This window comes from Pseudomonas sp. B14-6, assembly GCF_013260315.1.
Classification (GTDB): Bacteria; Pseudomonadota; Gammaproteobacteria; order Pseudomonadales; family Pseudomonadaceae; genus Aquipseudomonas; species Aquipseudomonas mandelii.
This window is the reverse complement of the sequence record NZ_CP053929.1, coordinates 3744792-3764043: the sequence shown is the minus strand read 5'-3', so window position 1 is coordinate 3764043 and position 19252 is coordinate 3744792. Positions and strand designations below refer to the sequence as shown.

Below are 19252 nucleotides of genomic sequence, written 5' to 3'. Positions count from 1 at the left end.
CATCGGGTTTTGTGAACATGAGCGATAACACTGTTTCTCCGGCCGCCGAAACGCCAGCTGCCAAAACTCCTCGCCGCTGGCCGGCGCTACTGGTCGGGCTGATCCTGGTGGCTGGCGTCGCGGCCGGCTTGGGCTGGTTCATGCACAAACCCAAGGCGCCACCGGCCGAACTGGCCAGCGACAAGCTGGGCATGAGCCGCCCGGACGGTCTGCTCGAAACCCATTCCCTGAGCCAATTGCCCAAAGACTTGCTGGCGGTGCCGTTCCTCAAGGAAACCCTGACCGAGGATTTCGTCTTCTATTACGAAGCGCATGCGGATCGCCTCGGCCTGATCGGCAGTCTGCGGCGGATCATTTATGAACATGACCTGAAGTTGCAGGACAGTTTGATCGAGCAGCTCTTCGACCAACCGGCGGATGTAGCGTTGTGGCGTGGGGCGGACGGCCGGCTGAAAGACTTTTTGTTGGTGATGGATCGCGGTGGGCTGGCCAAGGTGCTGGAGCCGCTGGCGAAAGTGGCGCTGGATGATTCGCAGCTGACCACCGTCGCCACAGTGAAAGTCGGCACCGACGATGTGACGCTTTATCAACTCACTTACAACGCCAGCAAGGCGCTGCTGTTCGCCTCCCATGGCGACAAACTGGTGGTGCTTTCCAACCCGACCAAACTCTACGATTCAGAAGGCGGAGCTTCGGAAGAACCGGGCAGCGTCTCGACCCAGTCCATCGCCGCGTTGCTCAACGGCGACAAACTGTTCCCCGAAGCCTTCGGCCTGCCACCGCGCGCGCCCGAGGTGAAACAACGCCTGTCGGTCAACGCTAGCGTCCTGGCCATGGGTTACCAGCGTTTCATCCCGAATTTCGCCGGCCTGCGCTTCGACATGGACGACAAGGGCTGGCACAGCTTCCTCGCCATGGACGAACTGGACAACCAGCCGGACTTCGATTTCAAACCGATCTGGCAAGCCATGCCAATGGGCGCCAGCGCTTGCGTGGCCCTGCCGCTCGCCGCCGAACAGCAGAAGCCGCTGCTGGTGAAACTCGGCGCCGAAGAATCCGTCGCCCAGGCGCTGACCGAACACATGGCCGGGGCCGCCGGACTGTGCTGGTACGCCGATTCGCGGTTGTACACGCCGTTGCTGGTGGCCAGCCTGAATGACGACGACAGCGCCAAACTCGACGGTGACTTGGGCAACCTGTTCGGCTCGATGGTTGGCGCCTATGAAGGCAACGTCGAAGAACACGCGTTCCCGGTGGTCGAGAAACAGGAAGGCCAAAGCCATCAGTGGCAGCGCCAGGTCAGCTCCAACTTCGGTCCCTACAAAGCCAAGGACGCCGAGAACCCTGACGCGATCACCGGCAAGGCGTTCATGAAAGTCAGCCTGGCGCGTCACGGTTCGACGTTGCTGTTCTCCCTCGATGACAAGCTCGTGGACAAGGCCCTCGGCACCCTCGACAAACGTTTCCCGCCGATGGCTGATGTGGTGCCGAAAGACCTGCTGATGCCGGTCTACTTCGGCCCGGAATCCATGGCGCAACTGATGCAGCAGGAAACCCTCGACAGCCTGCCGCAGGACATGGAGCCGGTGTTCTACAACGCCGCGCAAACCTACCTGATCCCGAAACTGCGCAAGCTTGGCGGCTATGGCAAGTACGCCCTGACTTTGCCCGAAGGCAGCGAGCCTGACGGCCATTGGCAGTGGCTGCCGCTGGAGTGGAAAGCGCTGTGACCGCACTTATCCGAGGCCTCGGCCTGCTGGCGATGTTGCTGGGCAGTCGCGCGTTTGCGGGAGAAGCCGCAGCGCTGGATCCGCAGCAATCCCAGGTGTTCCGCGCCTGGTTCGTGCGCATCGCCCAGGAGCAGCTGACCCAAGGCCCCAGCCCGCGCTGGTATCAGCAGGACTGCGCCGGACTGGTGCGCTTCGCCGCCAACGAAGCGCTGAAAGTCCATGACGACAAATGGCTGCGCAGCAATGGCCTGAGCAACCGCTACCTGCCGCCGGAACTGCAATTGAGCGAGGCCCAACGCAGCCTCGCCCAGCAGTGGCAGCAGGGCGGCGGAAAGGTCGGGCCCTACGTCAACGCGATCAAGTTGATTCAGTTCAACAGCCATCTGGTCGGTCGCGATCTGGCGCAAGCCCGACCCGGCGACCTGATGTTTTTCGATCAGGGCGACGACCAGCACCTGATGATCTGGATGGGCCGCTTCATTGCCTATCACACCGGCACCACCACCCCCACTGACAACGGCATGCGTTCCGCGAGCCTGCAGCAACTCATGACATGGAAGGACACCCGATGGATACCCGACGCAGCCAACCCCAACTTCATCGGCGTCTATCGACTGAACTTTCTCTCCCAATGATCGGTGCCCGCATGTTGCGTTTCCTGCCTCTGCTGTTGGTTTTGGTGCTGCCGTTTACGGCGGTCAACGCCGAAGACACCGTCGAGCCGAGCGGCTACACGCCGGTGGCCGGTGAAAGCTTTTTCCTGCTGGCGGACAGCAGTTTCGCCAGTGACGAACAGGCGATGGTGCGTCTCGAAGCGCCGGGACGCGATTACCGTCGTTTCCGCATGGAGCCCTATGGCGGCGCCGACATTCGCGTGTACCGCATCGACAAACCGCTGGATTTCCTCAAGCGCCAGAAGAACCTGCACCGCGTGGTCAGCGACGGTCAGTTCAAGGGTGAAGGCCTGTCGAATACGCTCGCGTACCTGTGGGACAACTGGTATCGAAAATCCCGTCGGGTGATGCAGCGGGCGTTTTCCTACGAGTCGCGCAAACAAGTCACCGAGGAAGTGCCGGAACTGAAGATGGGCAGCGCGATTGCCGCACCCACGCCTTACGACGCTCAGCCGCAATTCGCGCTGATTCCGGGTTTGCCGGTGGTCAGCCAGTTCCGTTATCCGCTGTGGCAAGCCAAACCGATCCAGCCGCCAACCGGTGTGAATCTGGCCGGTTCTTCCAGTGAGTTCGTCAGCGTCGCGCCGGGCAACGTTTACATTCCGCTGGGCAATTTGAAACCCGGTCTGTACCTGGTGGAAGCGCTGATCGGCAAGTACCGTGCGACCACCATGGTGTTCGTTTCCAACACTGTGGCCGTGAGCAAGATTGCCGGTGATGAACTGGTGGTCTGGGCTGCTCGCAAGCACGAAGGCAGTTCGGTGCCGAAGGTCAATGTGCTGTGGACCGATGGCCTCGGCGTGATGAGCAGCGGCGCCACCGATGCCGATGGTTTGCTGCGCCTGAAACACGTCAGCCCCGAGCGTTCGTTCGTGATTGGCGAGGACGAAGAGGGTGGGGTGTTTGTCTCCGAGAACTTCTATTACGACAGTGAAATCTACGACACCAAACTCTACGCCTTCACCGACCGGCCGCTGTATCGGCCGGGGGATTGGGTGTCGCTGAAAATCGTCGGTCGCGAGTTCAAGAACGCCCGGGATTCCGTGGCACCGACCGCTGCCGACGTCAACGTGACGGTACTCGATGCCACCGGCACGGCGCTGCAATCGCTGGCGCTGAAGCTTGATTCCAAGGCTGGCACCCAAGGCCGATTCCAGTTGCCGGATAACGCCGTGGCCGGCGGTTATGAACTGCGTTTCAGCTACAAGGACCAGGCCTACAGCAGCGCTTTCCGCGTAGCCGAATACATCAAGCCGCATTTCGAAATCTCGCTGAACCTGGCCAAGCAGGATTACCGCACCGGCGAACCGGTCAAGGGCAGCCTGGTGCTGCTGTACCCGGACGGCAAACCGGTGGCGAACGCAAAATTGAGCCTGAGCCTGCGCGCCCAGCAACTGTCGATGGTCGACAACGAACTGCAATACCTCGGTCAGTTCCCGGTGGAGCTGACCAGCACCGAACTGACCACCGACAGCAAAGGCAACGCGACCCTCGACCTGCCGGCCGCCGAGAAACCGAGCCGTTACATGCTCACCGTGTTTGCCAGCGATGGCGCGGCGTATCGGGTCAAGACCACCAAGGAAATCCTCATCGACCGTGGCGCCGCGAGTTTCCGCTTGAGTGCACCGCAGCGCTTCAGCGCAGTGGGTGACAAGGTTGCGTTCAGCTATTTGAATGAGGGTGGCAGCGAGCAGGCCAAAGCCGTCATGCCGGGCAGCTACAGTTGGGTGCGCCTTGAAGACCAGAGCACTGGCGAAGGCAAACTCGCCGCGACGGATAAAAGCTTCACCTTGGCCTTCGACCGTCCAGGCACCTACAACCTGACGTTGAAGGATGACCATGGCCGGGTCGTCGGCGCCACCGGCCATTCGGTTACCGGCGATGGCGTCAAAGCCGTGCCTGGCACTGTGGAAATCGTCCTCGACAAGCCCGAGTACAAGGCGGGCGACGAAGCCTTGGCGCTGATCACTTTCCCTGAGCCAGTCAGCGATGCATTGCTGTCGCTGGAGCGTGACAAGGTCGAGTCCACGGCGTTGCTGTCCAAGGGCGGCGACTGGCTGAAGATGGAAAAACTCAGCGACACCCAATACCGCGCGCGCATCCCGGTGAAGGACACTTTCGCGCCGAACCTGACCTTCTCGGTGCTGTACACCAAGGGCGGTCAGTACAGCTTCCAGAACGCCGGCATCAAGGTGATCGCGCCGCAGATCGACGTGGCCATTGCCACTGATAAAGAGGCATATCAGCCGGGCGATACCGTGTCGGTGGACCTGACCACCCAGTTCGCCGGCAAGCCGATTCCGGCACACCTGACGGTCAGCGTGGTCGATGAAATGGTCTACGCGCTGCAACCGGAAGTCGCGCCGACCATCGACCAATTCTTCTATCACCCACGCCGCAACAACGTGCGCACCAGCGCCAGCCTGTCGTTCATCAGCTACGACGTTGCGTTGCCGGGCAGCCCTGGCGCACCGGGTAAAGCCAACCGCAGCGAGCGCGGGGTGAAAGTGCTGGAGCGGCCGCGCCGGGAAGACGTCGACACCGCCGCGTGGGAACCTGAGTTGATCACCGACGCCAACGGCAAAACCCGCTTCACCTTCAAGATGCCGGACTCGCTGACCCGCTGGCGCATCACTGCCCGCGCCATCGCCGATGACGGGCAGGTCGGGCAGAAGAAGCAATTCCTGCGCTCGGAGAAACCGCTGTACCTGAAATGGAGCGGCCCGACCCAATTCCGCAATGGCGACAAACCGGATCTCGGTGTGTTCGCCTTCAGTCAGGCGGAAAAAACGGTCAAGGCCGAGTTGGTGATCCATTACGGCGGCGCCGATCAGCGCGTGCCGGTGACCCTGAACAATGGCATCAACTACATCGCACTGCCGGCGTTCGCGTTGACCTCCGGCGAGTGGACCGCCGAACTGGTGCAGGACGGCAAAACCGCCGACGCCCTCGCCGTGCGCCTGACCGCGACCGGCGAAGGCTGGCAGGTCACGCAAAGCCAAAGCCTGGACGTGGCCAGCGGTGACACGCCGTTGACCTTGCCGGTGGACGCGACGGATATTCGCTTGCGTCTGGATGACAGTCCGCAAGCGCTGTTCCGCTCGGCGCTCGATGATCTCCTGAGCTATCCATACGGTGGCGTCGAACAAACCGCGAGTCGTTTGCTGCCATTGAGCATTGCGTACCCGACCTTGTCGTCGAACCCGCAGATCCGCGATCGCTTGCGCCTGATCATGCAAAACAGCCGTCTGCGCCTGGTGCAAATGGCCGGGCCTTCGGCGAGTTTCACCTGGTGGGGCATGGCCGGCGAGCCGGATGCGTTCCTCACTGCCTACGCCTATTACGCCGACTGGCACGCCAGCAAAGCGCTGGAACTGAGCCTGCCGCCGGAGCATTGGCAGCGGGTGCTGGAGGTGTATTCCAAGCAGGCGAAAAACACGCCGTTGCTGCAGCGGGCGCTGATTCTTTCGTTCGCCAAGCAGATGCAATTGCCGGTCAACACCTTGCTCAGTGGGTTGATGGATGACCTGGCGAAAGCAGGCGAGGGCAGCGCGGCGAATCTGATGGAAGATGGCGAGGACAGCCTTGTCATGAGCGATCCTGATTCGGCGCTTGGCTTCGCGGCTGCTCGTACGCTGACTGCCTCGTTGGCGAAGCAATCGAAGGTGACTCTGCCGGACGCATTCAATCGTCAACTGCCGGATGCCCAGCAGCGTTTGGCGGTCAGTTCTCAGCCATTTGCCGAAGCCTTGAACCTGTCGCTACAGCCCTTCGATCAGGCTCGTGCGCAAGCGTTGTTGCAGCGTTTGCTGCCGCAGCAATCGACCCTGGAGCGCGCTTTGGCGCTGACCTGGTTGCAACGCAGCATCGAGCAGGCCTCGCCCACCATCGCACTGGCGCCGGGTGAAGGCTGGAAAAAACAACACGGTGCTACCGGTGAAATGTACTGGACGTGGCAGGGCGCTTCACCCGTACCGGCGGTGTTGTCGCTGACCGGGACGCAAGAACGTCCGTTGCGAGCGGCATTGAGCTTCCAGAGCAAACAACCACCGGTCGATCCGATGGCCGTGACCATCACCCGTCGCCTGTCGCGTCTGGTGCCGGGTGACGAAGCCTTCACCTTCAAACTGGAAGCCGTCGGCCCCCAGCCGTTGTCCAGCGACAGCCTGTACCTGGACGAAGTGATCATCACCAGCAAAGCCGCGAAACCGCTGCGCTACGGCATGCTCGAAGTGCCGCTGCCACCGGGCGCCGATGTCGAACGCACGACGTGGGGCATCAAGTTGATGGGCAAGGCCGGCACGGAAGCTACCGCGTTGGAGAAAGCGCGTTTCGAGCCGGGCCAGATGGCTTATGCGATTCCGGTCGATGCCTTGAGCGGCGAACTGCGCCTGCGTCATCTGGTGCGCTTCTCGCAGAAAGGCCAATTCAACCTGCCGCCGGTGCGTTTCACTCAGGTCTACGCGCCGCAGCATCAAGCCCAGGAACAGAAACCGGCCCTCGGCCAGGCCACGGTCAACTGACATGACCCGACCGCTGGTCTGGTGGCTGCTGTGTTTGATCCCTGCGCTGGCGACAGCGCAGGAGGAGCCGCTGCGTCTGGGCTTCAAGGGTGGGTTGATTTCGTTAAGCCAGACTCAAGTGATTTCACGTGAGCCATTGCCTGCTGATGTGCAGGCACCGCTCGGCAGTTTGTGGAAGTTGTTTGTGTACGGCTGGCTGGTGGACACCGGCGCTCGTGAGCCCGCTTACGAGTGTCGCGGGCAGTCGAAAGAGGAAGTGTATTGCTGCGCTGCTGGCGGCAAGATCGAGCGCGATCAGGCGTTAGTGAAGTCATGTGGCTTGTACTTTGAGCCTGCGCGATTGGGTATTTCTGAGGCTGGCTGGCGGGATTATTGGCAAGCACGGCAGGCGCCGGAATGGTTGCTGAACCTGCCTTCGTTGCAGCCTTCTACGCGAGTTTCCGTGGCTGAATTGCTGAAAGTGCTGGCCGTGATGCCGGCGCAGGACCAGGCGCGGCGGGTGTTGCTCGATGTGGTGCTAAGCGCCGCTGACGGCAATGTCGTCGGCGAACTCGGTGGCCGGTTGCGGGTGAAAACCTGGAGCTGGTTGGGCGATCAGGACCCTGCGTCGCGTCAGGGCGGGTTTGCCGGATGGACGGCGGACGGTACGCCGATCTGGGCGGGCGGCCGGGGGACCAGTCAAATGGTCTTGCGTCACTACGGTGGGGTGTTGGCTTCTGTGTTGCCGGTTGAGTGGCCTTTGGATGCGGGACGTTGCGTCGAAGTCGGTCTGTTTTCTCGTTATCCGATCGAGCGTGTTCTTGCGGGGGATCGGGTTGTTTCTTCCGGGCCTCTGCTGGGCGACTATCGCGTCGAATTCGCCAACGGCAATCAACTCGATATCCACAGCGACGGCGAACTGTTTTTGCTGAAGGGCAAACTCGTCGCTCGACTCGACCGTGAAGAATACGTCGCCCGCGTCCTGCAAAGGGAAGCCAAACCCGAACCCATTGAAGCCGCCAAAGCCCTGGCTGTCGCGATCAGAACCTATCTGCTGCAAAACGCCACCCGCCACGGCGACTGCCTGAGCATCGACGACAGCAGCAACCGCCAACGCGTCGCCCCACGCCCGGCCACCGCCGAGTCACGCCACATCGCCGCCTGGACCAGCGACCTCGTCCTCGCCGGCACCAGCGTCACCTATCACTCCGACCAACCCGGCCCGGACAAACTCTCTTGGCAGCACGCCATCGAACAAGCCAACGCCGGCCAGCGCTACGACGCCATCCTGCTGCACGCCTACCCGCGCGCCAGCCTCAGCCGCTGGGACAACCCCGTCGCCTCCTGCGAAGCGTTGCCCGCCGCGCAAGACTGGCTACTAAAGCAACGCCGCGGCTGGCGTGCGCAGTTGGAAAGCGAGGTCGGCTACAACGACGTCAGCACTTTCGCCGTCTGCCGCCTGGCCTTCGGCCGCCCCTACGTCGACCGCGAACGCCAGCGCATCTACGTGCGCGGCGTGCTGTCACTGCAAGACCGTCTCGACCTGACCCACGAATACCTGCACCTGGCCTTCGAAGCACACCCCAACGGCCAGGATGAAACCTACATCGAAGGGCTCGCCCGCCACCTCTTGCTGGAATAGGCCATGAAACTCCGTTATCCACAGGTCTTCCTGTTCCTTTGTTCTTTTTGTGTATTGCCCGCAGTTTTTGCGGCTGAGAGTGGCGTGAAACTCAATACGCCCGTTGGTGGCTGGCGCACTGGCGCGTCCGAAGGTGAAGGTGAAAACTTTCGTCAAACCGTTAACTATCCAGCCTCCTCGGTGAACACGCCGGTCGGCCAAGCCAATACCGCCCGTATCACCGGGCAGATCAACGCCACGCCAAAGTCCAGAGAACCTGGGCGGTTGATCGTCAACGGCGTCAGCATGCCGCTGAAGATTGATCCGTCTGGGCGTTTTGATCGACCGTTCTCGTTTCCCAATGGCAGCAACAGCGTTGAAGTTCGCAGCCCTGATGGGCTGCAACGGTCTCGGACGCAGTTTCTTAATGTCAGTGGTGGGGCTACGCCGGCCAAGTTGCGCGTGCTGCTGGCGTGGGACAGCGATGGGACGGATCTGGACCTGCACCTCATCACGCCTGATGGCGCCCACATCTGGTACGGCGACCGCGCTGTTCCCAATGGCGCTGCGCTCGATGTCGACGTGACGACGGGATACGGCCCGGAAATCTTCGCCATGCCGGCGCCAATCAAAGGCCAATACCTCGTCTATGTGAATTACTTCGGGGGTGGGTATCGGAGTGATGAACAGGGGCAGGAGGATGCGGTTCAGCCGCTGACCACGGCGCAGGTGACGGTGATTACGGAGGAAGGGACGCCGAATGAGAAGATGGAGACGTTCCTGGTGCCGATGCGGGCGGTGGGGGAGTTGACGTTGGTTAAGGGGTTTAGTTATCCGTGAGGAATTGTGCAGCAGCTTGCTGCACTATTTACTTTTTCCGGGCATTAAAAAGCCGGCTTGTGGCCGGCTTCTCGGGGACTGGCTTGGTTCATTTTTGGTAAACCTCACCAGCCTTCAAAACGTACACCCGGATCTTGCGTCCGGCTGTGGGACTCGGCGAGAAAGTCATCTGCCTTGTCGGTGCGATCAGAGCCGCGGGGCGGGGTGATGCGCAAATGTGGGGCGCAGCATACTGATTTTTTTGGGGAATTCCCAGTGTGGTGTGCGTCTTAGAGCTATCGGAGCTCGGGATTAAGTGCCCCGTCCGGAATTTTAGCGTGAATGTTCCGCCCTCATCGCGAACAGGCTCGCTCCCACATGGATTGCGCAATACCTGTGGGAGCGCTCGCGAGTACGGCGCGGTGCTACAAAAATGGCACCGCCGGCCGCCGTTTGTTCAGGGTCGACCACCAGAACACCCACCCCAACACCCTGATGTTCTGCTTATCAATCTGCTCGGCATTGAAGATTTCATCCGGGTGTTCAGCTTTGTTGTAGCTGCGCAGCCGCAGGGCGTTGCCCGGCATCCGGTGCAGGTATTTGATTCGCAGCATCCCGTCGTGCTCGATGGCATAGATTTCCCCGTCAATCACTTTGGTCAGTCCGCGGTCGATGGCCAGGGTGGAGCCGTCCTCAATGCGCTCGCCCATGCCGTTGCCGATCATGTGGACGCAGAAGACATCCGTGTATTTGATTTCCAGAGAGTCAAGGTGGCTTTTGGGCAGGCGGATGAATTGGCCGGGGTCTTCGGCGACGTGGGTTTTACAGGACCCCGGGGCGATGGGGATTTCCTTGAAGAGGGGCAGTTTGACGTCGGAGGGCTCGACCACCGTGTAGATGCCGCGAATGGCCTGGGCGTCGAAGGTGTTGCCGGCCTCGTCGAGAAGGCGCAGGTGTTTGGAGTCTTGTGGGCCTTCACCTGTTTTGAGCCAGTCACTGTTTACCGAGAGTAATCTGGAGACCTCTTCCATGCGGTAGGCGGGCACACCGCGGGTGTACCAGTTATGGATATTTTGCGGCTCCGTGTCGAAGAAAGCGGCAAAACCTGTCGTCGTTATTTTCGCTTTTTCGAGGAGCGCTTTAAACCGTGGGCCGCTAGTGTTCTTTTTCATAAACACGAGTCTACGGCTGCTGCGCCGGGCTTTGAATAAACGAGCCGTTCAAATTTCGAGGGAAATTTACGACCGGATGTAAGACGTATTTGGAACAAATTAAACAAGAAAAAACGTAGCGTTCTGAAATTAAACGCTGCGTTTAAAAGGCCCTTGATAGACGCCCACAAAAAACCCCGGATCAACCGGGGTTTTTTTCAAGTCGTCACAGGCGCGAGGCCAGTAGCGTCTCAGCCTTTGTAGGCAGCAACCGACTTGGTGATGGCGTCGCGAGCGGCATCTGCACCGGCCCAGCCTTCGATCTTCACCCATTTGCCTTTTTCGAGATCTTTGTAGTTCGCGAAGAAGTGCTCGATCTGCTGAATCAGCAGGGGTGGCAGGTCGGTGTATTCCTTCACGTCGACGTACAGCTGGGACAGCTTGTCGTGTGGGACTGCGATGACTTTGGCATCGCCGCCGCCGTCGTCGGTCATGTTCAGGATGCCGACCGGACGAGCGCGGATCACCGAGCCTGGCGCTACCGGGTAAGGGGTAACGACCAGCACGTCGAGGGGGTCACCGTCGTCGGCCAGGGTGTTCGGGATGTAACCGTAGTTGGCCGGGTAGAACATCGGGGTGGCCATGAAACGGTCAACGAACAGGCAATCGCTGTCTTTGTCGATTTCGTACTTGATCGGCGCGTGGTTGGCCGGGATCTCGATCGCGACGTAGATGTCGTTCGGCAGGTCTTTGCCAGCCGGAATCTTGCTGTAGCTCATTGGGCGGTGCCCCCGTTAGTTGACCAAAAACACTTGGCCGGATTGACCAAAAAGTGGCGGCGATTATAGGCATATTCCGCCACCGTTGCTATGTGCCAGAGGTCGTGTAGACCCGAGTGCCCAGCCTCACCGATACTGTTGCTTTTTGACGGCGTCCGTTGCGGTCATGCTGCGTTGCCGCTCCTCGCCATAGCCAGCTATGACTCGTCGCGGCGCCTTGCCTGACCACAACGACCACTCGTCAAAAGAGCAACGTATCGGTGAGGCTGGGCACTAGTCGTGTGCCTGATAGACCGGGTTCTCGGCCAGAAGTTGCCGTAGCCGGGCCAGCGGGTCCTGGCGGTAAAACAGCTTCAGTTGCTCGTAGACCTGAGGATACGCCTCGTGCAGCAAATCCGGAGCGCTGAAGAAGTATTCGCTGGTGACGGCGAAGAATTCGGCGGGGTTTTCCGCCGCATAGGGATCGATGGCCGTTTCGGCGTCCGGATTGCGGTCAAGGTGCCGATTGAGGTCGTCGTAGGCGTGTTGCATGACCTTGGCCCACTCGCTGACCCGCATGTCGGGGTGCAGCGGCGGCAAGCCGTTGGCGTCGCCGTTGAGCATGTCGAGTTTGTGCGCGAGCTCGTGGATCACCAGGTTGTAGCCTTCCCAGCCGCCGCTGGCCATCACACCGGGCCAGGCAAGGATGATCGGGCCTTGCTGCCAGGCTTCGCCGCTGTGTTCGCCGTCCCACTCGTGTTCGACACCGCTGGCATCGCGATGCCGTTGGGGACTGAGGAAGTCGTCGGGGTAGAGGACGATTTCGTGGAAACCCTGATACCAGTTCAGATCGCCCAGGTGCAGCAGTGGCAGTTGCGCTTGAGCGGCGAGCAACAGGCGTTGTTCCTGATGGAGTTCGACGCCGGGCAGGGCGGTCAGGTGTTTATCTTCCAGGAACAGCACGCAGGCTTCACGCAGCCATTGGTCTTCGGCGGCGCTGATGCCGTCAAGAAAACTCAAGTGATGGCGCACCCGCTGCCACACGTCGTCGGCAATCGGGTGTCTGGCCAGGATGCGCCGGCGACGCCAGGCGCTCAGGGACCACATCGCGGGTCAGCGCGATTGGGTTTTGGACGCGGCGTTGCCGAAACGGCTGCGGACCACGCCGATGATCATCGGTACCAGCGACAGCAGGATGATAGCCACCACCAGCAGCGAAAGGTTTTTCTTGATGAACGGCACGTTGCCGAAGAAATAACCCAGGGTCACCAGACCGCCGACCCACAGAATGGTGCCGAGGACACTGAAGGCAAAGAAACGCGGGTAAGGCATTTTGGCGACGCCGGCGACGAACGGTGCAAAAGTGCGGATGATCGGCAGGAAGCGCGCCAGGGTCACGGTCTTGCCACCGTGCTTGTCATAGAAATCGTGGGTCTGTTGCAGGTAGTCGCGACGGAAGATTTTCGAGTTCGGGTTACTGAACAGGCGTTCGCCCGCTGTTCGGCCGATGACATAGTTGGTGCTGTCTCCGAGGATCGCTGCGAGCATCAGCAAACCGCCCAGCAACACCGGGTCCATGCCGCCGCCGGCCGCAACGGCGCCCGCGATGAACAGCAGGGAATCGCCCGGCAGGAAGGGCATCACCACCAGACCGGTTTCGCAGAAGATCACCAGAAACAGGATGGCGTAGATCCATGGCCCGTAGTTGTTCACCAGCAAATCGAGGTAAACATCGAGATGCAGGATAAGGTCGATCGGGTTGAAATCCATGGAGGGGCACCTGTGGTGACGGCCGGACTCAGCAGGCCTGTGCGGATGACTTCGCGAAAGCCTACAGACGAGTGTAGTTTTTCTTACAAGCCGAAAAGGCCGGCATTATACGGGCTGAGTGGTGAAACGCGCGTCGAGATTGTAGCGGGGGATGTCTATGGCGCGGCCGGAAGTCTGGTGACAATAAATAACCCTTTCTGTGATGAACGAGCGCGCTCCCTCATCACAGAAGTCAGGATCAGAGCTCGTCGCTGATCGGCAATACGTAGTTCTTGAACTCGGTGTCTTCCTTGAACCCGATGGATTCGTAGGTTTTCTGCGCCACTTCGTTGTTGCTGCTGGTGGAAACGCGCATGCGCACGGCATTGGTTTCCTTGGCCATTTTCTTCGCGGTGCGAATCAGGTTGTCGGCCACCAGCTGACGGCGGGCGTCTTCGGCGACATAGATGTCGTTGAGGATCCACACGCGCTTGAGCGAAAGGGACGAAAAGCTCGGGTACAACTGACAGAAACCCATCAGCTTGTCTTTGTCATCGGCCAGCGCCAGATAGATCACCGATTCCTTGCGGCGCAGACGTTTTTCAAGGAATGCCCGGGAGGAGTCTGGATAAGCCAATGAGCCATAAAACTCGCGATATTTGACGAACAATGGGGTCAGCAGGTCCAGGTGTTCGAGGGTCGCTTGAATAATCCGCATCGATAGGTCTCGTCTTCAAGTGGCTGTCTTCACGTGCTCTGACGGCGAACGGTTCTTCACTCGGGCAGCCGTGCATTGATCCTGCCTGAAACCGGAACAGAAACGCAATGCGGAAACGGTTCAGGCATTCGGCGGGCTCAGTAGGAAATTACCTTTCATGTCCGCACCTGCGTCCGACTCCAGCGTCTGAACCTGGGCTTCGTCCTTCAGATTGACCCCCGACAGCTGGCGGCGGCAAGCCTCGCGCATCAGGTACAGCAAGCGGTGTGCCGCCATTGCGTAGCTCAGGCCCTCGAGCCGGACATTGGAGATGCAATTGCGGTAGGCGTCCGTCAGCCCGACCTTTGGATTGTAGGTGAAATATAAACCCAGGCTGTCCGGCGAACTGAGACCCGGGCGTTCACCGATCAGGATCACCACCATTTTTGCGCCGAGCAGTTCGCCAATCTCGTCGGCCACCGCGACCCGCCCTTGCTCCACCAGCACCACCGGTGAAACGGACCAGCCTTCAGCCTCGACTTGCTCCTGCATCCGCGCCAGAAACGGCAAGGTATGGCGATGAACGGCCAGCGCCGACAAGCCATCTGCGACCACGATCACCAGATCCACGCCACCCGGGTTCGCCTGCGCGTATTCGCGCAGGGTCTGCGCCGATTCATCGCTCAACTTTCGCCCAAGATCGGGCCGCTGCAAGTAACTGTCCCGGTTCGTGGCGGCACTGTGCAGCAGCAAACTCTCGCGCCCGACCTCGGCCAGTTGCGAGCTGAGGCCGGCATGATCGAACGGCAAGTGCACCGCGTCCCGGGCTTGTGCGTGGGCGTACTGGAAATCCAGTTGCGCGCTGGTCGGCATGCTGGTGCCGGTGCGGCCCAGGGCAATCCGCGCCGGGGTCAGGCGACGCAGCTCCAGCAACGGATTCTCTGGGTTAACAGATGGTTTATCCATTTCAACGCTCATCCCAATTGCGCCATGGCTTGACGGAAGGCCGGCGGCAGGCTGGCGCCGAAGTGAATCTTGCCATCCGCCTGGGTCAGGATGCCCATTCTCGCCAGCCATTGTTCGAACTCCGGCGCCGGTTTCAGGCCCAGGGTCTGGCGGGCGTAAAGGGCGTCGTGGAACGAGGTGGTCTGGTAGTTGAGCATGATGTCATCGGAGCCGGGGATGCCCATGATGAAGTTGATCCCGGCGACGCCCAGCAGGGTCAGCAACGTGTCCATGTCGTCCTGATCGGCTTCGGCGTGGTTGGTGTAGCAGATGTCGCAGCCCATCGGTACGCCGAGCAGCTTGCCGCAGAAGTGATCTTCAAGGCCGGCGCGGATGATCTGTTTACCGTTGTAGAGGTATTCCGGGCCGATGAATCCTACGACGGTGTTGACCAAAAACGGCTTGAAATGACGCGCCACAGCGTAGGCACGGGTCTCGCAGGTCTGTTGATCGATGCCGTGGTGGGCGTTGGCTGACAGGGCACTGCCCTGGCCAGTCTCGAAATACATCAGGTTCTGGCCCAGGGTGCCGCGATTCAGGCTCAGCCCGGCGTCGTAACCTTCCTGCAGGACATTCAGGTTGATGCCGAAACTGGCGTTGGCCGCTTCGGTGCCGGCGATCGACTGGAACACCAGGTCCAGCGGAACCCCGCGATTGATCGCCTCGATGGAGGTGGTGACGTGGGTCAGCACACAGGCCTGGGTCGGGATTTCGTAGCGCTGAATGATTGCGTCGAGCATTTCCAGCATGGCGCAGATCGACGCGATGCTGTCGGTGGCCGGATTGATGCCGATCATCGCGTCCCCGTTTCCATACAGCAGGCCGTCGAGAATGCTCGCCGCAATGCCGGCCGGTTCGTCGGTGGGGTGGTTGGGTTGCAGGCGCGTGGATAAACGCCCGCGCAAGCCCATCGTGCCGCGGAATTTCGTGACCACGCGAATCTTTTGCGCCACCAGCACCAGATCCTGCACACGCATGATCTTCGAGACAGCGGCGACCATCTCCGGGGTCAGCCCGGGCGCCAGGGCGCGCAGGCTCTGTTCGTCAGCCGCGTCGCTCAGCAGCCAGTCGCGGAAGCCGCCGACGGTGAGGTGGCTGACGGCCATGAACGCATGTTTGTCGTGAGTGTCGATGATCAGTCGGGTGACCTCATCAGCCTCATAGGGAATCAGTACTTCCTGCAGGAAGTGAGTCAGCGGAATGTCAGCCAGGGCCATTTGCGCCGCTACGCGCTCGCCATCGTTGAGGGCGGCGACGCCGGCCAGAAAATCCCCGGAGCGCGCCGGACTGGCCTTGGCCATGACGTCCTTGAGGCTGTCGAAACGGAAGGTCAGGGCGCCGACCGTGTGAGCAAAACTTGCCATACAGATTCTCCGTGACGGCGCAGACAGGGCCTGCGCCGTAATTTCTGGCCGTTAGTGCAGGGCTTTTTCAGCGTTCTGAATGGCCGCGAATTCTTCTTCGGGCGTGCCTGCTACCAAGTGATGCCGACTGTAGAAAGCAAAGTAAGCAATTAACACTCCATAGATGATCGCAGCGCCAATCACTACGCGTGGGTCTACCAGAAAACCCGCTACTACGGCGATGCAAGCCAGCACCAACGCTACACCGGAGGTGAAAATACCGCCGGGCGTGCGATAGGGCCGATCCATTTTGGGGCGTCGAATGCGCAGTGTGATGTGCGCCGCCATCATCAGGACGTAGGAAATGGTCGCACCGAACACCGCTACCAGAATCAGCAAGTCACCCTGACCGGTCAGTGACAAGCCGAATCCGATGATGCCGGGAATAATCAGAGCCAGTACGGGCGCCTTGCTCTTGTTGGTTTCTGACAGTTTGCGCGGCAGGTAGCCGGCGCGGGACAGTGCGAAGATCTGTCGCGAATAGGCGTAGATGATCGAGAAGAAACTGGCAATCAGCCCGGCCAGGCCCACCAGATTGACGAAGTGGCCCATCCAGGTCGAGCCGCCATAGGCCTTGCTCAATGCTTCGACCAACGGATTGCCCGAGGTCAGCAGTGCATTGGCGCCCGCACCGCCCGGGCCGATGACCAGAATCAGCAGGGCAAAGCTCACCAGCACCAGCATGGCGCCGATCAAGCCGCGGGGCAGGTCGCGTTTCGGGTTTTTGGTTTCTTCTGCTGCCAACGGCACGCCTTCGACAGCGAGGAAGAACCAGATCGCGTAAGGAATTGCCGCCCACACGCCGACGTAGCCGAAAGGCAGGAAGCTGCTGGCGCCCTTGGCGTCAGTCACCGGGATGTCGAGGAGATTGGCGACGTCGAAGTGCGGCACCATCGACACCAGGAACACGCCCAATGCCAGCGCGGCGATGGCGGTGATAGCGAACATCAGTTTCAGGGCTTCGCCGACCCCGAAAATGTGAATGGCGATAAAGATGATGTAGAACGCCAGGTAAATCATCCAGCCACCAATGCCGAACAGTGACTCGCAATAGGCGCCGATAAACACCGCGATCGCCGCCGGAGCGATGGCGTATTCGATCAGGATCGCGGTGCCGGTCAGAAAACCGCCCCACGGTCCGAATGCGCTACGGGCAAAACCATAGCCGCCACCCGCGGTAGGGATCATCGACGACAGTTCCGCCAAGGAGAAGCACATGCACAGGTACATGGTCGCCATCAGTAACGTAGCGAGAAACATGCCGCCCCAGCCACCCTGGGCCAGGCCGAAGTTCCAACCCGCGTAATCGCCGGAGATGACGTAGGCCACGCCCAGACCCACCAGCAGGACCCAGCCTGCTGCACCTTTTTTCAGTTCCCGTTGTTGGAAATAGTCGGAGCCGACTTTTTCAAAGTCGACCGAGGAGGTAGCCGGCTGCACGCTGGCTTGATCGCTAGGCATAGGTTTCACCTGTTCTTATTGTTTTTGACCGGCGTGGTTGCCGGGTGGGAGCGAAGGCCCAATGTGCAGGCAAGCCCACTCCCACAAGGAGAGTGGCTTGCCTGCGACAGTCGGTTTAGAAGAAGCCCAACGGATTGATGTCGTAGCTCACCAGCAGGTTTTTGGTCTGCTGATAGTGATCGAGCATCATCTTGTGGGTTTCACGGCCGACGCCGGACTTCTTGTAACCACCGAACGCGGCATGCGCCGGGTACAGGTGGTAGCAGTTGGTCCACACACGACCGGCCTTGATGGCGCGGCCCATGCGATAGGCGCGGTTGATGTCGCGGGTCCAGAGGCCGGCACCCAGGCCGAACTCGGTGTCGTTGGCGATGGCCAGGGCTTCGGCTTCGTCCTTGAAGGTGGTGATGCTCACCACCGGGCCAAAGATTTCTTCCTGGAACACGCGCATTTTGTTGGTGCCCTTGAGCAGGGTCGGCTGGATGTAATACCCGGTCGCCAGGTTGCCCTCGAGTTTTTCCACCTTGCCGCCGGTCAGCAGCTCGGCGCCTTCGCCCTTGGCGATTTCCAGGTACGACAGGATTTTGTCGAATTGCTGCTCGGACGCCTGGGCGCCAACCATGGTGTCGGTGTCCAGCGGGTCGCCACGTTTGATCGACAGCACTTTCTTCATCACCACTTTCATGAAGTCGTCGTAGATCGACTCCTGCACCAGCGCGCGGGAAGGGCAGGTGCAGACTTCGCCCTGGTTGAAGAACGCCAGCACCAGGCCTTCGGCGGCTTTTTCGATGAAGGAAGGTTCGGCCTTCATGATGTCTTCGAAGAAGATGTTCGGCGACTTGCCACCCAGCTCCACGGTGGACGGAATGATGTTTTCGGCGGCGCATTTCATGATGTGCGAGCCGACCGGGGTCGAGCCGGTGAAGGCGATCTTGGCGATGCGTTTGCTGGTGGCCAGGGCTTCGCCGGCTTCTTTGCCAAAGCCTTGAACGACGTTCAGCACGCCGGGCGGCAGCAGGTCGCCGATCAGCTCCATCAGCACAGTAATGCCCAGCGGGGTTTGCTCGGCAGGCTTGAGCACCACGCAGTTACCGGCGGCCAGGGCCGGGGCGAGTTTCCAGGCGGCCATCAGGATCGGGAAGTTCCAGGGGATGATTTGCCCGACCACGCCCAGCGGTTCGTGGATGTGATAGGCCACGGTGTTGCCATCGATCTCGGCGGCGCTGCCTTCCTGGGCGCGGATGCAACCGGCGAAGTAGCGGAAATGGTCGGCGGCCAGCGGGATGTCGGCGTTGAGGGTTTCACGCACGGCTTTGCCGTTGTCCCAGGATTCGGTGATTGCCAGGACTTCCAGGTTCTGTTCAATGCGGTCGGCGATTTTCAGCAGCACCAGCGAGCGCGCCTGGGCGGACGTGGCGCCCCAGGCATCGGCAGCGGCGTGGGCGGCGTCCAGGGCTTTGTCGATGTCTTCGGCCGTGGAGCGCGGGAATTCGGCAATCGGTTGGCCATTCACGGGCGAGGTATTGGTGAAGTACTGACCTTTGACAGGCGCGACGAACTCGCCGCCGATGTAGTTACCGTATTTGCTCTTGAACGAAACGATAGCGCCTTCAGTACCGGGGTGAGCGTAACGCATGGTGATTTCTCCTTGGCTTTTTGTGCTTATAAGGGAGAGCGCATGT

The 19252-nt window shown here is 60.5% G+C and carries 14 protein-coding genes; 5 read left to right on the top strand and 9 right to left on the bottom strand.

The features are described from left to right. The first annotated feature begins 17 nt into the window (after positions 1 to 17). The 5 genes from HP062_RS17240 to HP062_RS17220 are packed head-to-tail and all read left to right on the top strand — an operon-like array spanning position 18 to position 9367. Positions 18 to 1730: a DUF2138 domain-containing protein gene (locus tag HP062_RS17240; protein ID WP_010467334.1), complete on the top strand. Its 1713-nt coding sequence runs from the start codon at positions 18 to 20 to the stop codon at positions 1728 to 1730. 32 nt (positions 1731 to 1762) lie between these two features. Then, positions 1763 to 2365, top strand: coding sequence for a DUF1175 domain-containing protein (locus HP062_RS17235; RefSeq protein ID WP_186353740.1), 603 nt, complete (start codon positions 1763 to 1765; stop codon positions 2363 to 2365). After that, positions 2362 to 6927: an alpha-2-macroglobulin gene (locus HP062_RS17230; RefSeq protein ID WP_172791781.1), complete on the top strand. Its 4566-nt coding sequence runs from the start codon at positions 2362 to 2364 to the stop codon at positions 6925 to 6927. Before HP062_RS17235 ends, HP062_RS17230 begins: the two co-directional genes overlap by 4 nt. A 1-nt stretch (position 6928) precedes the next feature. Next, positions 6929 to 8548 (top strand): DUF2300 domain-containing protein, encoded by a 1620-nt coding sequence (locus HP062_RS17225; protein WP_172791780.1) that lies wholly within the window; start codon positions 6929 to 6931, stop codon positions 8546 to 8548. 3 nt (positions 8549 to 8551) lie between these two features. Beyond that, positions 8552 to 9367, top strand: a complete 816-nt coding sequence (locus HP062_RS17220; protein WP_172791779.1) for a YfaP family protein — start codon at positions 8552 to 8554, stop codon at positions 9365 to 9367. A 404-nt stretch (positions 9368 to 9771) separates the two neighbouring features. Here the strand turns inward: HP062_RS17220 and HP062_RS17215 are convergent, their stop codons facing one another. From HP062_RS17215 to HP062_RS17175, 9 genes are all read right to left on the bottom strand, one after another. Beyond that, positions 9772 to 10518, bottom strand: a complete 747-nt coding sequence (locus tag HP062_RS17215; protein ID WP_102593823.1) for a S24 family peptidase — start codon at positions 10516 to 10518, stop codon at positions 9772 to 9774. Between the two features lie 230 nt (positions 10519 to 10748). Further along, a complete protein-coding gene (gene ppa, locus HP062_RS17210) occupies positions 10749 to 11276 on the bottom strand; it encodes an inorganic diphosphatase (RefSeq protein WP_008052339.1) in 528 nt (175 codons plus the stop codon). A 273-nt stretch (positions 11277 to 11549) separates the two neighbouring features. After that, positions 11550 to 12362, bottom strand: coding sequence for a zinc-dependent peptidase (locus tag HP062_RS17205; protein ID WP_010467340.1), 813 nt, complete (start codon positions 12360 to 12362; stop codon positions 11550 to 11552). 6 nt (positions 12363 to 12368) lie between these two features. Then, on the bottom strand, positions 12369 to 13025 hold the full coding sequence (locus HP062_RS17200; protein ID WP_010467341.1) for a DedA family protein: 657 nt from the start codon (positions 13023 to 13025) through the stop codon (positions 12369 to 12371). Positions 13026 to 13263: 238 nt separating this feature from the next. Next, positions 13264 to 13722, bottom strand: a complete 459-nt coding sequence (locus HP062_RS17195; protein WP_010467342.1) for an N-acetyltransferase — start codon at positions 13720 to 13722, stop codon at positions 13264 to 13266. Between the two features lie 120 nt (positions 13723 to 13842). Then, a complete protein-coding gene (gene eutC / locus HP062_RS17190; RefSeq protein WP_172791778.1) occupies positions 13843 to 14667 on the bottom strand; it encodes an ethanolamine ammonia-lyase subunit EutC in 825 nt (274 codons plus the stop codon). 8 nt (positions 14668 to 14675) lie between these two features. Beyond that, positions 14676 to 16070 (bottom strand): ethanolamine ammonia-lyase subunit EutB, encoded by a 1395-nt coding sequence (locus tag HP062_RS17185; RefSeq protein WP_172791777.1) that lies wholly within the window; start codon positions 16068 to 16070, stop codon positions 14676 to 14678. Between the two features lie 51 nt (positions 16071 to 16121). Beyond that, a complete protein-coding gene (gene eat, locus HP062_RS17180; RefSeq protein ID WP_172791776.1) occupies positions 16122 to 17570 on the bottom strand; it encodes an ethanolamine permease in 1449 nt (482 codons plus the stop codon). 115 nt (positions 17571 to 17685) lie between these two features. Beyond that, positions 17686 to 19206, bottom strand: coding sequence for an aldehyde dehydrogenase family protein (locus tag HP062_RS17175; protein WP_010467346.1), 1521 nt, complete (start codon positions 19204 to 19206; stop codon positions 17686 to 17688). Between the last annotated feature and the right edge of the window lie 46 nt (positions 19207 to 19252).